Annotated in this window: 21 protein-coding genes; 17 read left to right on the top strand and 4 right to left on the bottom strand. The window is 61.8% G+C overall.

The features are described 5' to 3' along the window. The first annotated feature begins 130 nt into the window (after positions 1-130). On the top strand, positions 131-1,033 hold the full coding sequence (locus G442_RS0110740; protein WP_026397996.1) for a LysR family transcriptional regulator: 903 nt from the start codon (positions 131-133) through the stop codon (positions 1,031-1,033). A gap of 175 nt (positions 1,034-1,208) precedes the next feature. On the opposite strand, the gene G442_RS0110735 is transcribed toward G442_RS0110740, so the two are convergent. Beyond that, a complete protein-coding gene (locus tag G442_RS0110735) occupies positions 1,209-2,531 on the bottom strand; it encodes a dihydroorotase (protein WP_026397995.1) in 1,323 nt (440 codons plus the stop codon). A gap of 186 nt (positions 2,532-2,717) precedes the next feature. On the opposite strand from G442_RS0110735, the gene G442_RS0110730 reads away from it, so the two are divergent. From G442_RS0110730 to G442_RS0110725, 4 genes are all read left to right on the top strand, one after another. Continuing rightward, on the top strand, positions 2,718-3,593 hold the full coding sequence (locus G442_RS0110730) for a D-amino-acid transaminase (protein WP_026397994.1): 876 nt from the start codon (positions 2,718-2,720) through the stop codon (positions 3,591-3,593). A gap of 137 nt (positions 3,594-3,730) precedes the next feature. Beyond that, complete coding sequence (locus tag G442_RS26565; protein WP_369423553.1) at positions 3,731-3,883, top strand: hypothetical protein; 153 nt, start codon at positions 3,731-3,733, stop codon at positions 3,881-3,883. Then, the gene (locus G442_RS25765) at positions 3,846-4,271 is read left to right on the top strand and encodes a hypothetical protein (protein WP_146882247.1); all 426 of its coding nucleotides are present in this window, start codon (positions 3,846-3,848) and stop codon (positions 4,269-4,271) included. The genes G442_RS26565 and G442_RS25765 overlap by 38 nt, the downstream gene beginning before the upstream one ends. 979 nt (positions 4,272-5,250) lie before the next feature. Further along, positions 5,251-6,681: a coniferyl aldehyde dehydrogenase gene (locus tag G442_RS0110725; RefSeq protein ID WP_051292204.1), complete on the top strand. Its 1,431-nt coding sequence runs from the start codon at positions 5,251-5,253 to the stop codon at positions 6,679-6,681. Positions 6,682-6,753: 72 nt separating this feature from the next. On the opposite strand, the gene G442_RS26560 is transcribed toward G442_RS0110725, so the two are convergent. The 3 genes from G442_RS26560 to G442_RS0110710 form a co-directional block, all read right to left on the bottom strand. Then, a complete protein-coding gene (locus G442_RS26560; protein ID WP_371863402.1) occupies positions 6,754-6,996 on the bottom strand; it encodes a hypothetical protein in 243 nt (80 codons plus the stop codon). A gap of 405 nt (positions 6,997-7,401) precedes the next feature. Continuing rightward, the gene (locus tag G442_RS21905; RefSeq protein ID WP_246791232.1) at positions 7,402-7,983 is read right to left on the bottom strand and encodes an NADPH-dependent FMN reductase; all 582 of its coding nucleotides are present in this window, start codon (positions 7,981-7,983) and stop codon (positions 7,402-7,404) included. Continuing rightward, positions 7,980-8,861 carry an NAD(P)-dependent oxidoreductase gene (locus G442_RS0110710; protein ID WP_026397992.1) on the bottom strand — a complete coding sequence of 294 codons (882 nt, stop codon included), beginning with the start codon at positions 8,859-8,861 and terminating at the stop codon, positions 7,980-7,982. Before G442_RS0110710 ends, G442_RS21905 begins: the two co-directional genes overlap by 4 nt. A gap of 107 nt (positions 8,862-8,968) precedes the next feature. Here G442_RS0110710 and G442_RS0110705 point away from each other — a divergent pair, with 107 nt between their 5' ends. The 12 genes from G442_RS0110705 (at position 8,969) to G442_RS0110650 (ending at position 20,652) form a co-directional block, all read left to right on the top strand. Continuing rightward, complete coding sequence (locus tag G442_RS0110705; RefSeq protein WP_246789411.1) at positions 8,969-9,781, top strand: AraC family transcriptional regulator; 813 nt, start codon at positions 8,969-8,971, stop codon at positions 9,779-9,781. 371 nt (positions 9,782-10,152) lie between these two features. Further along, entirely contained in the window at positions 10,153-10,635 is a 483-nt protein-coding gene (gene ybaK, locus G442_RS0110700; RefSeq protein WP_026397990.1) for a Cys-tRNA(Pro) deacylase, read from the top strand. 322 nt (positions 10,636-10,957) lie between these two features. Continuing rightward, positions 10,958-11,677, top strand: a complete 720-nt coding sequence (locus G442_RS0110690; RefSeq protein ID WP_026397989.1) for a glycoside hydrolase family 108 protein — start codon at positions 10,958-10,960, stop codon at positions 11,675-11,677. A gap of 318 nt (positions 11,678-11,995) precedes the next feature. Next, positions 11,996-13,543 carry a peptide MFS transporter gene (locus G442_RS21900; protein ID WP_051292202.1) on the top strand — a complete coding sequence of 516 codons (1,548 nt, stop codon included), beginning with the start codon at positions 11,996-11,998 and terminating at the stop codon, positions 13,541-13,543. Then, positions 13,540-14,457 (top strand): polysaccharide deacetylase family protein, encoded by a 918-nt coding sequence (locus G442_RS0110680; RefSeq protein ID WP_026397988.1) that lies wholly within the window; start codon positions 13,540-13,542, stop codon positions 14,455-14,457. The genes G442_RS21900 and G442_RS0110680 overlap by 4 nt, the downstream gene beginning before the upstream one ends. 190 nt (positions 14,458-14,647) lie before the next feature. Beyond that, positions 14,648-14,995, top strand: a complete 348-nt coding sequence (locus tag G442_RS23960; RefSeq protein WP_084440541.1) for a nucleoside triphosphate pyrophosphohydrolase family protein — start codon at positions 14,648-14,650, stop codon at positions 14,993-14,995. 84 nt (positions 14,996-15,079) lie between these two features. After that, entirely contained in the window at positions 15,080-15,244 is a 165-nt protein-coding gene (locus G442_RS25085; RefSeq protein WP_154660366.1) for a hypothetical protein, read from the top strand. Beyond that, a complete protein-coding gene (locus G442_RS23955) occupies positions 15,232-15,897 on the top strand; it encodes a CvpA family protein (protein WP_051292200.1) in 666 nt (221 codons plus the stop codon). Before G442_RS25085 ends, G442_RS23955 begins: the two co-directional genes overlap by 13 nt. Positions 15,898-15,946: 49 nt before the next feature. After that, positions 15,947-17,431, top strand: a complete 1,485-nt coding sequence (gene purF / locus G442_RS0110665; protein ID WP_026397987.1) for an amidophosphoribosyltransferase — start codon at positions 15,947-15,949, stop codon at positions 17,429-17,431. A gap of 8 nt (positions 17,432-17,439) precedes the next feature. After that, the gene (locus tag G442_RS21885) at positions 17,440-18,276 is read left to right on the top strand and encodes an SDR family NAD(P)-dependent oxidoreductase (protein ID WP_084440521.1); all 837 of its coding nucleotides are present in this window, start codon (positions 17,440-17,442) and stop codon (positions 18,274-18,276) included. Beyond that, complete coding sequence (locus G442_RS0110655) at positions 18,273-19,364, top strand: NAD(P)H-dependent flavin oxidoreductase (protein WP_026397986.1); 1,092 nt, start codon at positions 18,273-18,275, stop codon at positions 19,362-19,364. Before G442_RS21885 ends, G442_RS0110655 begins: the two co-directional genes overlap by 4 nt. A 127-nt stretch (positions 19,365-19,491) precedes the next feature. Beyond that, on the top strand, positions 19,492-20,652 hold the full coding sequence (locus G442_RS0110650) for a glycosyltransferase family 32 protein (protein WP_026397985.1): 1,161 nt from the start codon (positions 19,492-19,494) through the stop codon (positions 20,650-20,652). The last annotated feature ends 52 nt before the right edge of the window (positions 20,653-20,704 follow it).

Genomic DNA, 20,704 nt, shown 5'->3' with positions numbered 1-20,704 from the left:
ACCGTTGCCGTATCATCGCAGCGAACAGAGATCGTTCGCAATGCGTGACAAAAGCATTGCCAGCCTCACCTCCCCCACTCAATAATCCCGGCAATCAAAATTCACCCCACCCTATTCACTGGACTTATGGATGAACCTGAGACAGATCGAGATTCTTCGGGCCATCATCCGCTACAACACGACCGTCGCGGCCGCCAAAACATTGGGACTGTCGCAGCCCGCCATCAGCAACGCAATCAAGACAATGGAGGATCAGGCGGGCTTCGTGCTGTTCCAGCGCGTGAACAATCGCCTCTATCCCACGCCGGAAGCGCGGCTGCTGGCCGAGGACGCCGAAGCGATCTTCGAAATGCACGAACGGTTGCTGAACCGCATCCGCGATCTGCGCGACAGCCGGGCCGGTCGCCTGCGCCTAGTCGCCACCCCTCCGCTCGGCTACAGCGTCGTCGTGACGGCGATCCGCGAGCTTCAAGCCCAACGCCCGAAGATCCGCACTTATTTTGACGTCCGCCGCTATGAAGGCGTCGTCTCGGGCGTCGAGACGAATCACGCGGAACTCGGCTTCATTCTTGGTTTTCGTGAGCAGCCAGGGCTGGCGAGCGAGGTCCTGTTCGAAGGCAAAATGGTCTGCGTCATGCGTCCGGATCATCCACTTGCGCGCAAGAAAGTCGTCGAACCCGGCGATCTGCTGGCGCATCGCTTCATTGCTCTGGAACGCGGAACACGGCTGGGCGAAGCGATCCGCGACGCATTCGAGCGCGCGGACGTTCCCTTCGATTTCGCCACCGAAGTCCGCTACGGCAACAGCGCCTGCGCGCTGGCGGAAGCCGACGCGGGGGTGGCGATCGTGGATCCCCTGACCGCCCGCGGCGGTCGTTACGATCTGGTGAGCCGCCCGTTCCTGCCCGACATTCCCGTGACGGCCTCCGCGATCTGGGCTGAAAACAGGGAATTATCCCGCCTTGCCCGCTTTTTCCTCGACCGTATGCGGGATGTTTTTACCCGGATCGCCCCGATCGAGGAACCCGGTTGAACAACGCCCGTCACAGGATTTTCAGGCTTTAAGAAAGCCTTGAGTCCGGGCGCTGCCGCGGAGCAAGTCGGCGGGTTCGAAAAGCCTCTATTTCAGCTTCCATGCCTCACATAATATCAAAGGATTATGTCTTTCCTTCCAACGGGAAAAGAGAGATTCTTAGAACCCTCCAGCCTCAGGCGACTCTGAAGCCGACCGGACGACCCGCCGGCTGCCCCAAAACCTCGTCCTCTCGCATGACGAGGGCGCCACGTACGATCGTCGCTTTTGGCCACCCCGTGCAACGATGCCCCGCGAACGGCGTCCAGCCACAGGGCGAGGCGATCCAGCTTTCCTCGATTATCTGGGTCGCCTGCAGATCGACGAGCGTGAAGTCGGCGTCGTACCCCGGCGCAATCTTTCCCTTGCCCAGAGCCCCATAGACTCGCGCAGGTCCCTCAGCCATCAACTCCACCATGCGAGCAAGTGACAGACGCCCCGCATTGACATGATCGAGCATGATCGGAACCAGCGTCTGCACGCCGGTCAGCCCCGCCGCCGTATTCGGCCAGGGGCGCTCCTTCGCCGCGCGGGAGTGCGGCGCGTGATCCGACCCGATGCAGTCCACGCCACCCGTGTTCACCGCCGCCCAGGCGGCGTCGTAATGCCGCCGATCGCGGATCGGCGGGTTCATGATGGCGTAGCCGCCAAGGCGATCGTATACGTCCGGGCCAATCTGCGTCAGATGATTGACCAACACCTCGACGGTCGCCAGATCGCGATAACCCTGCAGATAAGCAAGCTCCTCAGCAGTGGAGGTGTGCAGGATATGCGCTGGCCGCCCGGTCTTGCGCGCCAAAGCCATCAGCCGCCGCGTCCCGAGAAAGGCGCATTCCTCATCGCGCCATTCCATATGAAGGCGATGCGGCTGCCCCTCGTGGAACAACGCCTTGCGCGCCTGCAGGCGATATTCGTCTTCCGAATGATAGCAGACGCGACGACGTCCACTACGCATCAGCCGTTCGAGGCTTTCATCATCTTCGACCAGCAGATCTCCGGTCGAACTGCCCGCGAACACCTTGATCGCGCAGACATTCGGCTGAACTTCCAACTCCGCCAGCTCGGGAATGTTGGCCTTCGTCGCGCCGACATAAAGGCCGACGTCACACCACACCGCGCCGTCCAGCATCGCCCGCTTGCGATTCAGCACGTCTGTCGATGTCACCGATTCCGAGGTGTTGGGCATATCGAACACAGTTGCGATTCCGCCCAGCACCGCGCCGCGCGTGCCGGCGTCAAACGTTTCGACAGCCGGATCACCCGGATCGCGCAAGTGCACATGCGGATCAATCAACCCAGGCAAGACATGCAGGTTCGTGCAGTCGACGACTTCCCGCGCCACGGCCCGTGCCAGATCGCCGATCTCGACGATTTTCCCGTCGCGGCACCCAATATCGGTGCGCTCCGTCGTTCCGGACACAACCGTGCCATTGCGAAGGACGAGATCAAATCCGGTCATACGAACCCCCCTGTATCAGGTTCCTGACTCGTCGCGCCGGAGGCCTTACGTCAAGCAATGTCTCGACCCCAACTATAACCTCCCTGAATAATCAGCGCGAAGATCGCGCATGATTTCGAGCTCTGCCGCGCCTAGACGTGCTTTGGGACCATGATTTCCATCCCGGAAGGAAACAGGCGGACAGACATGACACATGCACAAGACAACCGTATCGCCTTCGTCAACGGAGAATTCACGCCACTGAGCGCTGCTTCCATTCCGGTGATGGATCGCGGCTTCTTGTTCGGCGACGGCGTTTATGAAGTGACGGCGGTCATCGAACGACGTTTCGCCGACGACGACGCCCATCTTACGCGCCTCGACCGCTCCCTCCGCGAGATCGACATTCCCAATCCTTATTCGGCCAGTGTCTGGACAGAAATCGAGCGCGATCTGGCGCGACGCAACGGACTGGAAAACGGACTGATCTACATTCAGGTCACGCGTGGCGTCGCCGAACGCAATTTCCAATACCCGACCGGCCTTGCTCCTACGATCGTCATGTTTCCACAGTTCAAGCGCGTTCAGGACAACCCGATCATCGAAACTGGCGCGAAGGTCGTGACGTTGCCCGACCAACGCTGGAGCCGATGCGATATCAAATCGACGTCGCTTCTGGCGCAGGTTCTGACGAAGCAGGCCGCCCAACAGGCAGGAGCCAACGAAGCCTGGATGGTCCGCGACGGTTCGATAACCGAAGGCGCCTCATCTACGGCGTTCATCGTCACCAAGGAGGGACAGATCGTCACGCGACGCCTGTCGTCAGCCGTGCTTCCGGGCGTCACGCGCCGGACGATCATGAAGATCGCCCACGGCATGCGGCTCGACCTTGTTGAACGCAACATCACGCCCGATGAAGTTCTGACGGCCAGCGAGGCCTTCTACACCAGCGCCTCGACCATCGCCGTGCCCGTCGTCGCCTTTGACGGTCAAACTGTGGGCGAGGGGCATCCCGGGCCGGTCTTTCAGACGCTGTACAAAACCTATCTAGAGACGATCATGGCCCAAACACCAGAATACTGATTCGCCGCGACGAGCTAGAGGGTGTTATGCACACCATCGCATTCGCAGGTTTCATGCTGAAAAACGCAGCCAGCCTGCTCCCGCAAAGTGCATAACGCTCTCTAGGAACAGTCAACGCCGCTGAAATTTCGGCTCGGGTGTTGCAGCAAGCCGAGAGAGCAATCCTTATTGGCCAGCTCACAAACGGCTCGGCACGTGGCAGCCACTATTATCCGTTGCCCGATGGCGGCTCCATACAGATCGCAGTGGAAAATGAGACCATGCCAGATAGCACAGTCCTGGAGCATTAGAGGCGTTGCGCCCGATATCGAGATCGAACCGACATCGGAGCAGCCGACCGCGAGGCTGGACCCGGCGCTAGAGGCAGCCGATCAGGCGTTGCATGGGCAAACGAAAAGACCTTTCTCCGGTTTACTCCTGTCCAAACGCGCTGGCGCCCCCGTCGCCACAGAATCCTCATCGCCCGTCTCCGGTGCAATCCAAGGAGCCCAACGCCGGAATGTGCGCTGCGGGCCGTCCGTGCTTGAGCAATTGGCTGTCGCATTCGGGTCAACCGCCTGCAAGGTTGCGTGGTGCGGTTGCCAATACTCCGGCCCGAACCCGTCGCAATGCGGTAATGTCAGCTTTGCGGAAGCGAAAATGGCGCCCTACATACCTGAGGTGAAAGGCGAAACCTGACTGTCTTCTCTCCACGAACTCCACAGAAAACGCTGTGCGATGTGACGAGCGCTCGCTATATCGTCTACGAGCTTACAGTCCCGTCATTCGGCGCCCAGTTCCTCCTGAGCCCATGCAACGACGCACTTCAGCCGGAATTTGCAACGCAATATCGGATTCCGATCGCATTTTATGGGGTCGCGTACTCCTGTTTACATGTATCCAGACACGCATCAAGCGCCTCACGATCCGGGCAGGTTCCATCCGGAAGGCACATTCCAGGGCGGCCGTATTTACGATCGCAGATGGAATAACACACCTGAAGCGGCGGAAGTCTACTGGCGCCGTACGCCTTTACCGCGTCTACGCCAACCCTGTGATCGCCGCATGAATCGCTCTGACGCGTGTAATATTGACTCCGCCGACCGAAAGAAATTCTGCCGCCCCCACATGTAAGTTCGGTCGACCCGATCCATTTTGTGTGTTGCGGATCCGAGTAATAATTTGTTGTTACGTCGTTGGCCGGACGGGCTATCGCCGCCGAGCAAGCGAGGAGCAGCAGTGTCGACGCCATGATTATTTGCCGGAGCCACATGTGCGCGATTCCTCTTTGCGATCCGATATGTCGGACTTTGGTTGTTATTTTTTTATTATCAGCCTCGACAAACGGAGATTTTTTGGATCCCTCGCAGGCGCTTGATCAGACATCACTCTACATGAGCGTCATGTCACCTCGTTATATCAAAATATGTCGATATGATTTACATGCAGATGAATCCGTCGAGTCCTGCGTTAATATTATTCTTGGAATGGGCAAGCTCATCGACGGTTTCCGCCCAAGGCCGGCGATATCATGATGCGACGCACTTCAACTTGAAACTGCACCCCATGCGGCTACGATCAACGCAGGCACTTTCGTTGCCACCAAACACTCAAAAGCTTTGCGGGCGGCGTCATGGGGCTCCCCGCATCCACATCGACACGGAGCGCCCCCCTTACCATGCCAAACGATGCTGGGTCCGCGACTGTGATGGAGGCGATATTACACGACCAACGCACAGCTTTCCTCCGCGATGCTTCGCCACGAATAGCTGAACGCAAGGCGCGTCTCGCCCGTCTGCGCGTGGCTGTGCTGTCCCACCGTACCGCGTTATGCAAAGCAGTTGACGCCGATTTTGGACGCCGATCATACTACGAAACTGATCTGATGGAGATTGTCGGGGTCATTCAGGCCATTGATTACCTGACACGAAACCTTCACCGCTTCATGCGACCGGAGAAGCGTCACGTCAGTCTGGTTTATCAAGGAGGCCGCGCCCAAATTATCTGGCAGCCCAAAGGCGTGATCGGTGTGATGGCGCCATGGAACTACCCGATCTCACTGGTGATGATCCCGCTCGCGACTGCGTTGGCCGCAGGCAACCGCGTCATGGTGAAGCCCTCCGAGCTGACGCCTCGCACAAGCAGCTTGATCCAGACGATACTGGCCGAAGTTTTTGCCAAAGACGTCGTGGCTGTGATTTTAGGCGGAGCTGAGGTCGGGGCTGCGTTCAGTCGATTGGCGTTCGACCATCTGCTTTTTACCGGCAGCACGTCGGTCGGCCATAAAATCATGCAAGCAGCCAGCGAAAATCTTGTTCCCGTTACGCTGGAACTTGGCGGCAAAAGTCCGGTCATCGTAGCGCGTGGTCATGTTACCGAGCGGGCGGTGAGCAGTATCGTGTTCGGCAAACTGTCAAACGCCGGCCAAACTTGCGTAGCGCCGGATTACGCGCTCGTGCACGAAGACGATCTTGAGGCATTCATCGCGCGCTTTGACGCAACGGTTATCCGAACCTATCCAGACGGCCCAACCAGCGACGATTATGCGTCCATCATCAGTGACCGACACTACGAACGTTTGAACGCCCTGATTGAGGACGCCCGCGAGAGGCGCGCACGCATCATCCGGATCGGGGTGCGACCAGAGACGGCGGCCGACAGAATCCGCACCATCGCTCCGACGCTGGTCGTCGCGATCAGAAGCGACATTGCGGTCATGCGCGAGGAAATCTTCGGTCCCATTCTTCCGATCATGACGTATCGCGCAATCGGCGAGGTCATCGACCTCATAAATGCCCGGCCGCGACCGCTCGCCCTGTATTATTTTGGCGACGACGACGCCGACCGCCGGAAAGTGCTGGCGCGCACGACATCAGGCAATGTCGGCATCAACAGCACGCTGATCCATGTGGCGCTCGACGATCTACCCTTCGGCGGCGTCGGAGCCAGCGGCATAGGCGCCTATCACGGCATAGAAGGCTTTCGCAGCATGAGCCACGCGAAGGGCGTGTTCATCCAACGGCGCTGGAACCTTCCTTCGCTGCTGCGGGCGCCTTTCGGCAGGCTGGCCGATATCGCGCTTGCCGTGACGTTGGGGAAGCGGCGGTGAAGACCAGGCCGTTTCTGGCATCCAGTCTTACGTTCTGAACACCGCAACGCTGTATTTCGCACCCAGGAAGAATTAGCGAAACACCCTTTCAATCAGACCATCAAACGCCTCCAGGCTGTTTGTGTCGGCGATTCCAGTCAAGAGACCGTCTACCGCAAGGACGGCCACGCCGTGCACCTTTCCCCAGAGAGAAACCATGGTCGCGGCGCGGTCCTCTTGCTCTCCCGCCTGCGCCATGCCTGCCAGGCGAACGCGCGCGCGGACGCCGCTTGGAAATCGGCATCCTTGCGGTCGATGGCGTCGCCCCCGAAACATCAACGTGAAGAGACCCGGATTGGCGATCGCAAACCTGACATAGGCCAAGGCGACGTCGCGCGGCGCAGCCTGTTCGTCATGGCCGCGCTGAGCTTCCGGGGACGAGCCATGTTGCAGGGATTGAAACGGCTCAGGTCAGCCGCAGACGCTTGCCTGCAAGGCCTCGCCAAGCCCAGCCAGCACCAGTTTTTGGATGTGACAGATGGGGACGGATCGACGCGCCATTTGTGCGTTCGGAGGCCGAGTCCAGAGAATCACAACGCCTGAGAACACGAACGAAGCAAATCTTATAGAGAACTCACGTTGCACTTGAACGTGTTTTCATGACGCCCCTGCCCGCAATCTTTGATCAAACTCAACAGAGCATGGCGGACTTCAACACACGCTTCCAGAAAGCCCACCTCGTCACTGGCTCTCCGGGTCCCATATCGCCTCCAGCAGCGCCTCGAACCCCATGACCACTGCGTCTCGCCGGGAGCCGAACTCGCGCTCTATATCCAGAACACCGCCACGGATGACCTCTTCCGAGAGGTGCAGCTCTACAAAAGGCGTTATGGCGCGCATCTTCAAACCTTCAGCGACCTGCAGCAATTGCGCACCACATTTTCCGCCGCCGTGCCCTCCATAGGTAACGACAAACAGGGGCTTTCCCCGCCATTCCTTGTAGCAATGGTCGATCGCATTTTTCAGCGCCGCCGGATAGCCCCAGTTATACTGTGGCGCAACGAAGACATAACCCGCCGCATTCGCGATTTTTTCAGACCATGCCTTTGAATGCGCCTGTGTGTAGTCGTCCAGAGCGGGAATGGACGGTTCGCCATCCATGGGCAAGGGCCAGTCGCGCAGATCGACGATCGCGACGTCCGCGCCGGTTGCGGCGCGCCCGATCGCGGCAATCCATTCCGAGATCTCCGGGCAACGCCTTCCAGACCTCACACTTCCCATGATCAGCAGAATGGGTTCACGTTTTCTTTGGGGAGCCCTCACTTCAGGCCGCTTTCCTGCCGTGCGCGCTCGAACAACACGACGAAATCCCGTTCACCGTCTCCGGCGCTTATCGCGCTCAGCAACCTGTCTCGCACAACCGAGGCATAGGGAAGCGGGACCGCATATTCTCCGCCAGCGTCCATGAACATTTTCACGTCCTTAAGCCCCAGCGTGACCGGCGCGCCCGGCGCGTCGTAGCTTTTGTCGACCATCAGGCTTCCGTAATTCTTGTGAACCGGCGCATTGTAGAAACTTCCCGTCATAATATCGAATATCTTGCGCGGGTCGGTTCCGGCTTTTTCGTTCAGCGCAAAGACCTCTGACATCTGCTCTATGGTCGAATAGATCATGAAATTCAGAGAAAGTTTGACGAGGTTCGCCTGAACGGGATCTGTCCCCACAACGAAAAGATGGGGGCCAAAGCATTGCAGTATGGGCCCAAGCCGCTCCACTTCTTCCTCGCCTCCGGCGGCGATGACATAAAGCTGCCCGGCCTCCGCGGCGGGCGGGCGCCCGAGAACATTGGCGCTGACGTACGCCTGCCCGCGTTCGGCGTGCCCGTCACGCAGCCGACGCGCCTGCGCGAGCGAGAGGGTGCTGCAACACACATGGACGGCTCCAGGCTGGAGCGTCGTCGCGATTCCGTTGTCGCCGAAGGTCGCGTCCTGAGTGGAAGCATCATCAAACAACATGGAAAAGACAACGTCCGCATCCCGTGCGACGTCCGCTGGAGTTTCTGCATAGACGGCGCCACGCGCGACAAGAGCGTCGGCTTTGGCGCGCGTGCGGTTGTGCACGACGAGATCATACCCTGTGTCGATCAGGCGCCCGGCCATCACTACGCCCATGGCTCCCAGTCCTATGAAACCGATTTTCATCTGCTTTCTCTTCCATGAAGGCCGCCCGCTGCGGGGATTTGGTCATGTCGCCCATGGTAAGCCTCCTACGCTTGGCGTGCTCACGTCTGCAGGCCATATTTCGACTCATGCGCGCCACGCTCCCCATGCCGCCCCTCGCCCTGGACTCTGCCGCAGGCGATCCGCCGTGGCTGAACGGTGGATATTTCAGCCAGACGACCCGCCGCATGGCTGAACGGCATGAGCACGCTTACGGGCAGATTCTCGGGGTTGATGAAGGCGTTATCGGCATCAGGACCGAGCAGTCCTACTGGCAGATCGGTCCCGGCCAGTGCCTGTGGCTTCCGCCCGGACTACCGCATCAGGCGCGTTCCCACGGCGCCATTACCGGCTGGCTTCTGTATATCAGCGAAGCCCGCAGCCAGACTTTGTCGTCCGAACCGTTCCTGACGCAGGGATCGCGACTGCTTCGCGCGCAGGCGGAACGCCTTGCGCGCCATGCCTCCGGCATGATTTGGGATAAGCCGCTGTTTCGTTTGGCCGAGAGTTTCTGGGATGAATTCCGCTCACTGCCGCACGCGGCCCTGTCTCTGCCGCTTCCGATGGACCCGCGTCTTCGACGCGTGGCCGATCTGTTAAGCGACAATCCTGCCGATCCACGTGAACAGCCCGACTGGGCGAGCGACGCCGGAATGTCACCCAGATCGTTCGTGCGACGTTTCATGACGGAGACCGGCATGCCCTTCTCCACATGGCGGCGGCGTCTGCGTGTGCTGGCCGCGCAAGAGTTGCTGGCGCGCGGTCACAGCGTCACCGACGCAGCACTTGAAGTCGGCTACGAAAGCAGCGGCGCGTTCGGCGCCGCTTTCAGGTCGATCACCGGATGCAGCCCACGAGATTATTCGAAACTTCGGGGAGGCGGACACGACCGGACATCATAAGTGCGGATGTTGATGCGTCGATTTCGTGTGCAGGCATGGCGCGGCTTGCGCAGTCTACCCGGTGGGGTCCGGTTCGCGTTCCGTTAAAGCAGGTCCCGGCGGGGTGCATCCATGCGCACGGATCAAGATGCTCAATCAAAACAGCGCCAAAGAGCCACGTTCATGAGTGAACGCGAACAAGCATCGCTCGAGCATCCAGAGAATTGCGGACACCGGTTTGCTGGGTCAGCGGTGGAGTGAACAGGCCGCCGTCACATCCTTCACTCGGTTCGCGCGGTGAATATTATTGTCTTCACATGGCGAGCCAAATGAACCAATGCCATGCGCCATGCGGGATATCTCCGAGCGAGGCGCTGGTGTAGGCTTCGCACATGAGCAAGACCACGCCCGCCACCGCCTTTTTGCGCCGTACTAACGTCCCGTTCGAAACGCTGTCCTACGATTACGACCCATCGGCGGATCGGCTTGGAGTCCATGCCGCCGCCGCCATGGGCGAGCCGGAAGACCGAGTGTTCAAAACCCTGATGACCGAGGTCGATGGCGCGGCCGTCTGCGTCGTGATTCCAGTGGCGCGCGAGCTGAGTATGAAAAAGCTTGCGGCGGCAGCGGGCGGGAAGAGCGCCCGGATGATGAAACCTGCCGACGCCGAGCGCGTGACCGGATTCAAAGTCGGCGGGATCAGTCCGTTCGGCCGCCGCAAGGCGACGCCAACAATTCTGGCGCGCGAGGCTCTGGAACAGCCGTATATCGTCGCGAACGGAGGCGCGCGGGGCGTGCAGGTGAAGCTCTCTCCGACGGATGCGCTGACCGCCATGAATGGCGTTCCGGGAGACGTCCTGGCGCCTGTAGCCTGAAGAGCGGCCCGACAGCGCCTGGGCTAACGATCTTGAATGAGCCTAAAGCGCATTTTTGCGCCTTCGGTTAGTGTCTACTGCTCGGGTGTCACTAGACGACGCTGACAGGACGCCCGCAAACCTCTTCCCCGGTTCTTCTCTGGGTATTTTCCATACTCCGCGCTGACTGCAGAAAGCGGCCGTCGGAACCCGCTTCTGTGATGCTCCCGCCTGTTTTCAATCAGATTTTTGTCGTCAGAGACACGTAAGATGACGTCCCGACGACCGCCGCACGCATCGGTGCGCGGTCGCGGCTTTTCGCCGCCAGCACCGGAGACGTTTCTTGACCGCCCAGAATTTCGACGCATGCCTCGATTTCGTCCGTACGGCGGAAGGCGGATACAACGACGATCCCAAAGATCCAGGAAACTGGTTGTGCGGCGACAAAGGAAAAGGCGACACGCTGATCGGCAGCCATTACGGCGTCTCCGCAATGACGCTGGCCGCATGGTCCGCGCCCGTGGCGATTTCGGCGGACAACATGCGCGCGCTGGACCTGAAGACTTTCGACGCCATCGCCCGCTCGCGCTACTGGAATCCGCTGGCGGGATCCGCGCTTCCTGCGGGCGTCGATCTCATGACGTTCGACTTCGGCTGGAATTGCGGCGTGGGCGCGTCTGCGACGCTGCTGCAGCGCATCGTCGGCGCTGTGGCGGACGGACGCATCGGGCCAAAAACCCTTGATGCAGTGTCGCATATCGACGTCACAGACCTTTTGCCCCAGATCGATCCCGACTCTCTGGCTGCGTTGCATGCGCGGCTCGGACTTCCGCCCAGCAGCGGCATTGGCCCGGAGGTACGCCGCGCACTAGCACGACCGGGCGGCGCGGAAATGGCGACCGTGATGGTCCTCTGCGGCATGCAGCAACGTGAATATCGTTCCCGTGACGGGTTTCGACGCTTCGGACGAGGCTGGCTGGCGCGAACGCGGCGGCGGACTGAAACCGCGCTGGCTATGGTCTCGGCGGCGGCGGCCCGGGGGGGGGCGCCGTTCGAAAGCTGACCGCTGCAGCAAACAGGAGAGGACGCCGCAACCTGCGTGGCGAAAGGTTTTCACGCGCTTCCATTTCGTCTACAGAATGACCATGCTCGATGGCCGTCAGAGAACCCTCGCCTCCCGCAGCTATCGCCTTTCGTCGCAACGTCGTGCGCGTCCAGCGCGGAACGCAGATGCGTCTGGCCGGTATCAGACGAGTAGTGTTTTCTGCGCGATTGGCAGTGCGAGTTTCGCTGCCTCCTGCCCTGAAATTTCCCCTTGTATGTTTGCGACTACAAGAATTCATCAGGATGGTCCGGGGCACGCGCAGAGTCTTCAGACCAGATGGTGGCCCTTGCCTCGTTCGGAGCGGCCCTTGCAGCGCGCCCACGCCGCCCCAGCCAGCGTGCGTTTCTTCTGATGCATTCCCGCAACCGCACGTTTCTGCAAATCGCCTGCCTGGAAATCTGCGAACGTTTTGGCTTTTACGGCCTGCAAAGCGTTTCGATAGCGTATTTCGTGCAGACCATGGGGCTGACGGAACAGGGAGCCGTGATGCTGTGGGGCGCATTCAGCGCCCTGATGTTCGGCATTCCTGTTCTGGGCGGCTGGCTGGGCGACAGAGTTCTCGGCACGCGACGGACAGTGACAATCGCGATGGCGTTGCTGGCCGTCGGATACAGCGGTCTCTCCTGCGGTCTGGGCGGCTCGGCGGGAGTGTCTCTTGTGCTCGCCGTGCTGATACTGGGCGGCGGAATTTTCAAACCCAACGTTGCCAGCCTGTTGCGACAGACCTTCAGCGACGCCTCGGATCGCGTCGATATCGTCTTCACCATCTACTATATGTCGATCAATATCGGCGCGACCGTCGCAGCTATCGCAATTCCGTTCCTTGCCGAACATATCGGGTGGCGGAAGAGCTTCGCCATCGCAGCCGCCGTCTTGTGGGTGGGTTTCGCAGTATCCCTGACCCTTCCTCGCACCGTGGCGGCAGCGCGAAAACGCGACACATGGGTATGGCCCGCATGCGCCGCCGCAATCGGCCTCGCCTTTGTCCTGCTGCATTACCCGACGCTGGCCCGGATCTGCATCTGGATCGCGGCGATCGCCATTCTGCTGGTCTGGAGTTTTCTGTACCGTCGCGCGACGCCAGCCTGGCGCCTGGGGCTGCGGCTGTCCTTCGCATTACAGGCGCAGGCGGTCCTGTTTTTTCTGTTCAACCAGCAGATCGCGACATCCCTTACCAGTTTCGCCCGAGACCATGTCGCGACTACGATTCGTGTGGCGAGCGTAAACTGGACGCTGCAGGCCGGACAGTTTCAATCCCTGAACAACTTGTGGATCCTCGCCATCGCTCCCGGTCTGGCCGCGCTCTATCATCGCGCCGAGCGTCGTGACCGACCGATTTCCCTGCCGATCCGCTTCCTGTGCGGTTTCATCTTCCTTGCGCTTTCGTTTCAGCTCTGGCGCGCCGCCGCCCTCGCCAGCATCAACGCGACAATTTCGCCATGGTGGATGGTGGCGGGGTACGGCCTGTTCTCAGCGGGCGAGCTACTGATTGCAGCGCTCGGGCTGGCCGCAATCGCACGATATGCGCCCCCGGGTGCAACAGGACAGTTGATGGGGTGCTTTTCCGTGCTGGCCGGGCTGACGAGTTATCTTGGCAGCGTCGTCGCTACCGGCGTCTCTGTCGGAGGGGCGAGCGACGGAGCCGCCGCGCCGATGGCGTACGCCCACCTGTTTGGCGATCTGTGCGCCCTGGCGTCGCTGGCAGCACTGGGGTCGGCTCTCTTCATTCCCATTGCGCGGCGCATGGACGCCCGGTGGCGTGGCGCGGAACCAGTGACGACAACACTCAGGCGAGAGCAGGACATGATGGACATAGCCCTATGACCGAACTCCCGAACGATAAGCTCCCCCCATGGCAATGGCCGGAAAACTACTGGCGAGCCGCCGTCGGGCGCGCACGCGCCGGGCGTTCCCTGCGTCCGAAAGCCTGGCCCGATGGCGCGCGCTGTGCTTTCGCCATCTCGTTCGACGCCGATCATGACACGATTCCGCTGCGCGACAGCGACGAAAGCCCCATGCGCATCAGTCAGGGCCACTACGGCCATCGACGTGGCGTGCCGCGCATCCGGGACCTGCTGCAACGCCACGCCGTGCCTGCGACATTCTTTTATCCTGCGGTCTCCGCCCTGCTCTACCCCGACGAAGTCCGGGGCGTCGTCGCCGATGGGCATGAGATCGGCATCCACTCCTGGATTCATGAGCGCAACACGCATCTCGACGGCGAGACCGAGCTGGACCTGACAACCCGCGCGCAGGCGGTACTGCAGGACATCGGGCGTCGCCCGGTCGCCGGCATCCGCACGGCAAGCTGGGACTTCTCGGTCAACACGCTCTCCATCATCCGGCAGATGGGGCTTCTGTACGATAGCAGTCTGATGGCTGACGACGACCCTTACGAACTTCTCCAGAACGGGGAAGCCACCGGCATTGTCGAACTACCGCCCGAATGGATCCGCGACGACGCCGTCTATTTCAATTTCGACCGGTTTTCGGCCCTGCGCCCATACACCGCGCCGCGCGATGTGCTGGATATTTTCATGGCTGAGTTCGACGGAGCCTACGACGAAGGCGGCCTTTTCCTGCTGACGCTCCACCCGCATGTCAGCGGACATCGCAGCCGCGTCGGCGTGATCTCCGCATTACTGGAAGCAGCCCGCGCCCGCGGAGACGTCTGGTTCGCGACCCATGAGCAGGTCGCGCTGTGGTGCCGGGACAACGCGGCGGAAGTCGGACCGTGAATCCCCCGCCCCTCTTACCGGTCCGCAACGCTTGCGCGTTATGCCAGACATGCGGGGGCTTTTTCGCCATCGGGGCGTTTCAGATGGGCGTCCAAATTCAACATGCGCAGAATCAGCAGGCGAATGCAGCAGGAGACCGCCCTCGGTGACAGATTTGACGAGGTCGCATCCCGCTCCTCATGATCGTCCGATGACAGAAAAGTCGCCCTCCGCCGTCAAAAGCCTTTCGCTGGCGCGGCTGGGCGCCGGAGAGGCGTCCGGGGATGTCGTCGCACGTGAAACCGGCGCCGCCGCAACGGCATGCACAATCGCCTCCATTGCAGGCGATCCCGAAGGGGTCGTGCGGGAAAGCGCAGCGTTTCTGGAATCCCTGCTGCATCTGTGGCGGCTTGCGGGCGTCGACCCGGAGACGGTCTGGACCGAATTACACGCCCGTATCGAAATGGGGGAACTCAGCCTGCGCCTCAGCCGCTCGCCCACACGCACGGGCGCCCGGCGCATGGCTCCGTGGCGGGTGGCGACAAGCAAGCTGCCGTAGCGCCGGGCGACCTGCTACGCACGCCTTTCGCCGACGACGCGGGATTCGATGACTCGACGCGACTTGAGTGGCATAAGCCCCAGCATGAGTCGGCATGGACACCCTGACGAACCCTATATCGGACACAGCCTGCGCCCGACCGTAGGGCGTGAGGGCGGCGCAGGAACGGCCGCTGCTCCGACTGGCTCTGGCGTCCAGCCTCCGAATACGTCCTCGCCTGCGTCATGGAGCCGGTCATGGCGTCTCTGACCGATACGAGCGTCGCGGCCGCGCAATCAGCCGCACAGTCCGCCGCTCTGGCCTGGCGTGACGATCTGTTCTCGCACCCTCCGGGAACCCTGGGGCTGGCGGCGCTCGGCCTCGTAGCGATCTCCACTCTGTTTGGCGTCTGGCGCGGCTTTTCACGTGAAGTCCTGAGCCTCGCGAGCTGGATCGTCGCGCTGGCGCTTACAGGCGCGTTCCACGATCAGGTGACCATGTGGCTGGACGGACAGATTTCGAACCACTTCATCGCTTATTGGCTCGGAGTCGTCGGAACGTTCGCCGTGCTGCTGGTTCTATGCCGCGTCATCGCGTCCCGCGTGTCCCGGCTGGTGCTGTTATCACCGTTTGCCGGACTTGATCGTCTGCTGGGCGGCGTGTTCGGGGCTTTGCGGGGGTTCGTCGTCGTCGCGGCCATGTACGCATTGTCGACATGGGTGTCGCCTGCGTATCACTGGGCGGCGCAAATGCGTGACAACCCTCTCATGCAAGAAATGGCGCGCAGAACGGCGAACGAGGCCTCGCATTTGGCGCCGCTTCTCCCCAAATTCGCGGGATCAGGTCTTGCGCCGCCGGGCGGCTCGCGCCATGACCTCGCCGAACGGAAGAGCCCGGACGCGTCCGGCTCCTCCACCCCGTGACGTATCGCCAGTTCTGCCGGTGAGGCGGACGCCCAAAAGGGACCCATCCATGCTCCAGACCTCTTCATCGTGGCAGGACACGATCGATCCGGACGACCGTCACGGCGGCGACGAACTGCATGAGGAATGCGCCGTCTTTGGCGTGTGGAACACAGCGGACGCCGCAGCGATCACCGCGCTTGGCCTGCATGCGCTCCAGCATCGCGGGCAGGAGGCGTCCGGCATCGTCACTTTCGACGGCGAGCGCTTCCATACGCACAAGGGCCTCGGCCTTGTCGGCGACGTTTTCAGTGACTCCCGCGTCATGGCGGCCCTTCCGGGCGCCAACGCGATCGGGCACGATCGCTATTCGACGACCGGCGACACGCTGCTGCGCAACGTACAGCCGCTTTTCGCCGAGTTCGAGTTCGGCGGTCTGGCCGTCGCCCATAACGGCAACCTGACCAACGCGAACACGCTTCGCAAAGCTCTGATACGTCGCGGATGTCTGTTCCAGTCGACGATGGACAGCGAGGTGTTCATTCACCTGATCGCCATTTCGCTCTACGCGACGGTCGAAGACCGGCTGATCGACGCGCTCAAGCAGGTGCAGGGCGCATATTCGCTCGTTGTACTGTCGCGGGAGACGCTGATGGGCGTGCGCGACCCGCTGGGCGTGCGTCCGCTGGTGCTCGGGCGCATCCCCGGCTCCGCCGACGACGCGTCCGGCTGGGTGCTGGCTTCGGAAAGCTGCGGACTGGACATCGTCGGCGCCGAATTCGTGCGCGACGTGGAGCCGGGCGAACTGGTCATCATCGACAAGAGCGGCGTGCGCTCGGTGCGCCCGTTCATCCCGACGCAATCGCGCTTCTGCGTGTTCGAATACATCTATTTCGCCCGCCCCGACTCGGTGCTCGACGGCATGTCGGTCTATAACGTGCGCAAGCAGATCGGCGTCGAACTGGCGCGTGAGAGCGCTGTCGACGCCGACGTCATCGTCCCCGTCCCGGATTCCGGCGTTCCGTCGGCAATGGGTTACGCGCAGGCCAGCGGCATCCCGTTCGAACTGGGCATCATCCGCAATCACTATGTCGGCCGGACGTTCATCGAACCGACTGACCACATCCGCAACCTCGGCGTGCGTCTGAAGCACTCCACCAACCGCACCATGCTCGACGGCAAGCGCGTCGTGCTGGTGGACGACTCGATCGTGCGCGGCACCACGTCGCGCAAGATCGTCGACATGGTGCGCGCGGCGGGGGCGGCGGAAGTGCATATGCGCATTTCCTCGCCGCCCACGAAGCATTCATGCTTCTACGGCATCGACACGCCCGAGCGCAGCAAGCTGCTCGCGGCGCAGCATGACGTGGCGAAGATGGCGGAACTGATCGGCGTCGACAGCCTCGCCTTCATCTCGCTCGACGGGCTTTATCGTGCGCTCGGCCATGAAAAGCGCGACGCAGACCGCATCCGGTATTGCGACGCCTGCTTCACCGGCGATTATCCGATCCCGCTTGTCGATTACGAGCAGGAACACGGCGCCGACGCGGCCTGAGCTGACTCATGAGCGGACCGACCAAAAGTCCGCTTGCGGGTGCGTTCACCGGGACGGCTCAAGGCGCAGTTGCAAACGCCGACATTGCCTCAGGCGCCGCGTCATCCATTGGGTGCCCCGAAGGGCCACTAACGGGCAAAGTCGCGCTGGTGACGGGCGCAAGCCGGGGCATTGGGCGGGCCGTCGCCGTCGCCCTCGCCGCGCAGGGCGCTCATTGCGTCATCACTGCGCGTACGGTCGGCGGGCTTGAAGAAACCGACGATCTGATCCTCGCCGCCACGGGACGGCGCTCCACCCTGCTGCCGCTCGACCTCGCTGACGGGAGCGGAGCAGACGCGCTCGGGCCGTCCATCGCACGACGCTTTGGGCGGCTTGACCTGCTGGTCCACGCTGCCGCCATGTTCGTCCCGTTGAGTCCCGTCGCGCACATCCGCGACAAGGACTGGGAGCAGGCGCTGGGCGTCAATCTCATCGCGTCGATGCGGCTGCTTCGGACGACAACGCCTCTTCTCAGGGAGGCGGCGCTTGGCCGCGCCGTCATTCTCATCAACCGGCAGGATACTGCGCCGGGACGTTTTCGGAGCGGCGGCGCAGTCTGCCGCGCAGCGCTCGAAGCGCTTGTGGAAAGCTGGCGGGAAGAGATGGCGGACCGCCCGGCCTTCCTCGTTTCTCTGTTCGATCCCGGCCCGACTGCAACGCGAATGCGCGCTCAGGCGTTTCCCGGTGGAGAGGACGTCCGTCCGCGCACGCCCGACGAGGCGGCTGCGACGATCCTGTCCCTGCTCATGCCTCAGATCAACGCCGGAAACAGCGCCTCATCGCGCGCCAAGGAACCGAAGCGATGACCGAATTGCATCCCGTTTTGCGCCGCCTCGGCATGACCACGCCTATCGTGCAGGCGCCGATGGCCGGCGTGTCCACGCCTGCTTTAGCCGCCGCAGTGTCAGAGGCAGGCGGTCTGGGCTCGCTGGGTCTTGGCGCCATGAGCGTTGAGGCCGCCAGAGCCGCGATCCGTGAAACCCGTCGCCTCACCGACCGTCCTTTTTCAGTGAATCTTTTCTGCCATCGCTCGGAGGAGTGCGCGCCCGATCGCGCCGCCGCATGGCTGGAATGGCTGCGACCGGAATTCGCGCGCTACGACGCGGTCCCGCCTGAATCGTTGCGCGAAATCTATCTCAGCTTCCTCGACAACGACGCCATGCTCACCATGCTGGCTGAAGAACGGCTGGCGCTGGTCAGCTTTCATTTCGGCGCGCCGTCAGCGCATGCGGCCAACGTCCTGCGGCGATCTGGCGCTCTGCTCGCCACAAGCGTGACCAGCGTATTGGAGGCGCAAGTGGCCGACGCGGCAGGCATGGACGTCCTGATCGCCCAAGGCCACGAGGCCGGCGGCCATCGCGGCGTCTTCGATCCGCAGGGGGCGGACCGAAAGCTTCCGTTGCACACGCTGCTCGGGGAGCTGTCTCAGACCACGTCTACCCCTCTTTTCGCAGCGGGAGGGCTGATGAACGGCCGGGACGTCGCAGCGGTTCTGCAGGCCGGAGCGTGCGCAGCGCAGCTTGGCACGGCCTTCGTCGCCGCAGACGAGAGCGCCGCCAGCCCAGCTTACCGCACGGCGCTGGCGGCGTCCGGGAGCGCGTCGGAGGGGGACGTCACCGTGATGACCTCCGCAATTTCGGGGCGCCCCGCCCGATGCCTTGTCAATCGCTTCACCGCTTTGGGCGCGCGCAACGATCGCCCGGCGACCCCGCCCTACCCCTATGCCTACGATGCCGGAAAAGCGCTCGACGCCGCCGCGCGCGCGGGGGGGGAGAGCGGTTACGGCGCCTTCTGGGCCGGGAGCGGCGTCCGACGCAGTCGGTTCATACCGGCCGCTCAACTGGTCGCTACCCTCACGCGGGAATGGCGCGCGGGGGGAGCCGAGAGCGCCTGAAAATACCGGCCACGCGGCCGCGGCGCGTCCTGCGCCCTATGTTGCAATGTCAGCGAAATGCTGGGCAGATGAAACCCGTGAACGCCGCTCGATGCGGCGCGTGACAGAGAGCAATAAAGAACAGGTCATGACCACTGAAAACCTTGACGCCGACGGTTTCGTGTTCGTTGCAGTAGACAAGGCGTCAGATTTCTCGCTTGAAGATTTCGCCGGGAATCATCAGGCCCAGAATTACTACAACAAGCATGGCGGCGGCACTGTCGAGCACGCCTTCGCACTCGCCAACATTCTGCATATGCACAAGCTGGTCAGGGAGGCCGCGAATTTTTACGGGCTCGCATTCAACCTGCACTCGAAGAGTCCCACCGAGTATCCTCTAGCCTCGTCGCTGCTCCAGGCCCGTTTGCTGTGCCTGCTGAAAGCTGGCCTGCCGGTTCCGCCTGAAGAGCTGGAGCAGCTTCAGAGACTTTCGACCCCGATCTACAACTACATAACGGGCATCGAGATGGCCTGGCGGCAACAGAGTCCCAAGGCCGCGCTGGAGCGGATGGGTTGCTGTTTCGAGAGCTTCCACACCGGCGAAGAGGCGGACGTTCTCTATCTTGAGACAGCCTTGAGCGTCCTGAAGCCCTCGGCGCCGCAGAAGGCGGCGACGCCGGAGCAGATGATACCGCCCGCCGTCTACATGTACTGGGACCGCGACCCGCCGGAGGAAGTCACCGAAAACCTTCAGCATCATCAAGACACGCTGGATGCGCCGGTACGCATGTTCAATCGCGAGGAAGGCGCGGAGTGGCTGTATTCGACCTATGGAGCCGAAGCGCGTGATCTGTTCCTTGCGGCTCGACACCCTGCGGAAGCAGCCGATTTCCTGCGCGTTCATGTCATTCAGGAACTGGGCGGCTGGTGGCTGGACGCCGATATCAGAATACGGTCGCCCAAGGCGTTCGCCCGCCAGATCTCTTTGCAGCCGTCGCACGTGTTCTTCCTGACGGACAACCACTACGTCCATAACGACTTCTTCGGCAGCCGCCGTAACAGCCCGATCCTCGCCGATTGCCTGCTCTCGATCTATCGGAACAGTTTTCTGCACAAGGATTTGTACATCGCCTACAAAACTGGTCCCGGCGTTTTCAACCGCGCACTCAACCGGCGGCTGCACGCTGCTTTCCGCGCGGGCCAGAACTTCGACCCTACGGTAACGATCCTGAACGCGGGAGATTTCGATCACATGATCGAAGATCTGAACATGGCCTACAAGCAGGGCGGCAACTGGCACGCGGCGTAAGTCGCGGCCCGAATCGCGTCTGATGCTGACGTGAGCGCCGTTTCAGGCTACT

Source organism: Acetobacter nitrogenifigens DSM 23921 = NBRC 105050 (assembly GCF_000429165.1).
GTDB lineage: Bacteria > Pseudomonadota > Alphaproteobacteria > Acetobacterales > Acetobacteraceae > Acetobacter > Acetobacter nitrogenifigens.
The sequence above is the reverse complement of the archived record's forward strand: the minus strand, read 5'-3'. Positions and strand labels throughout refer to the sequence as shown.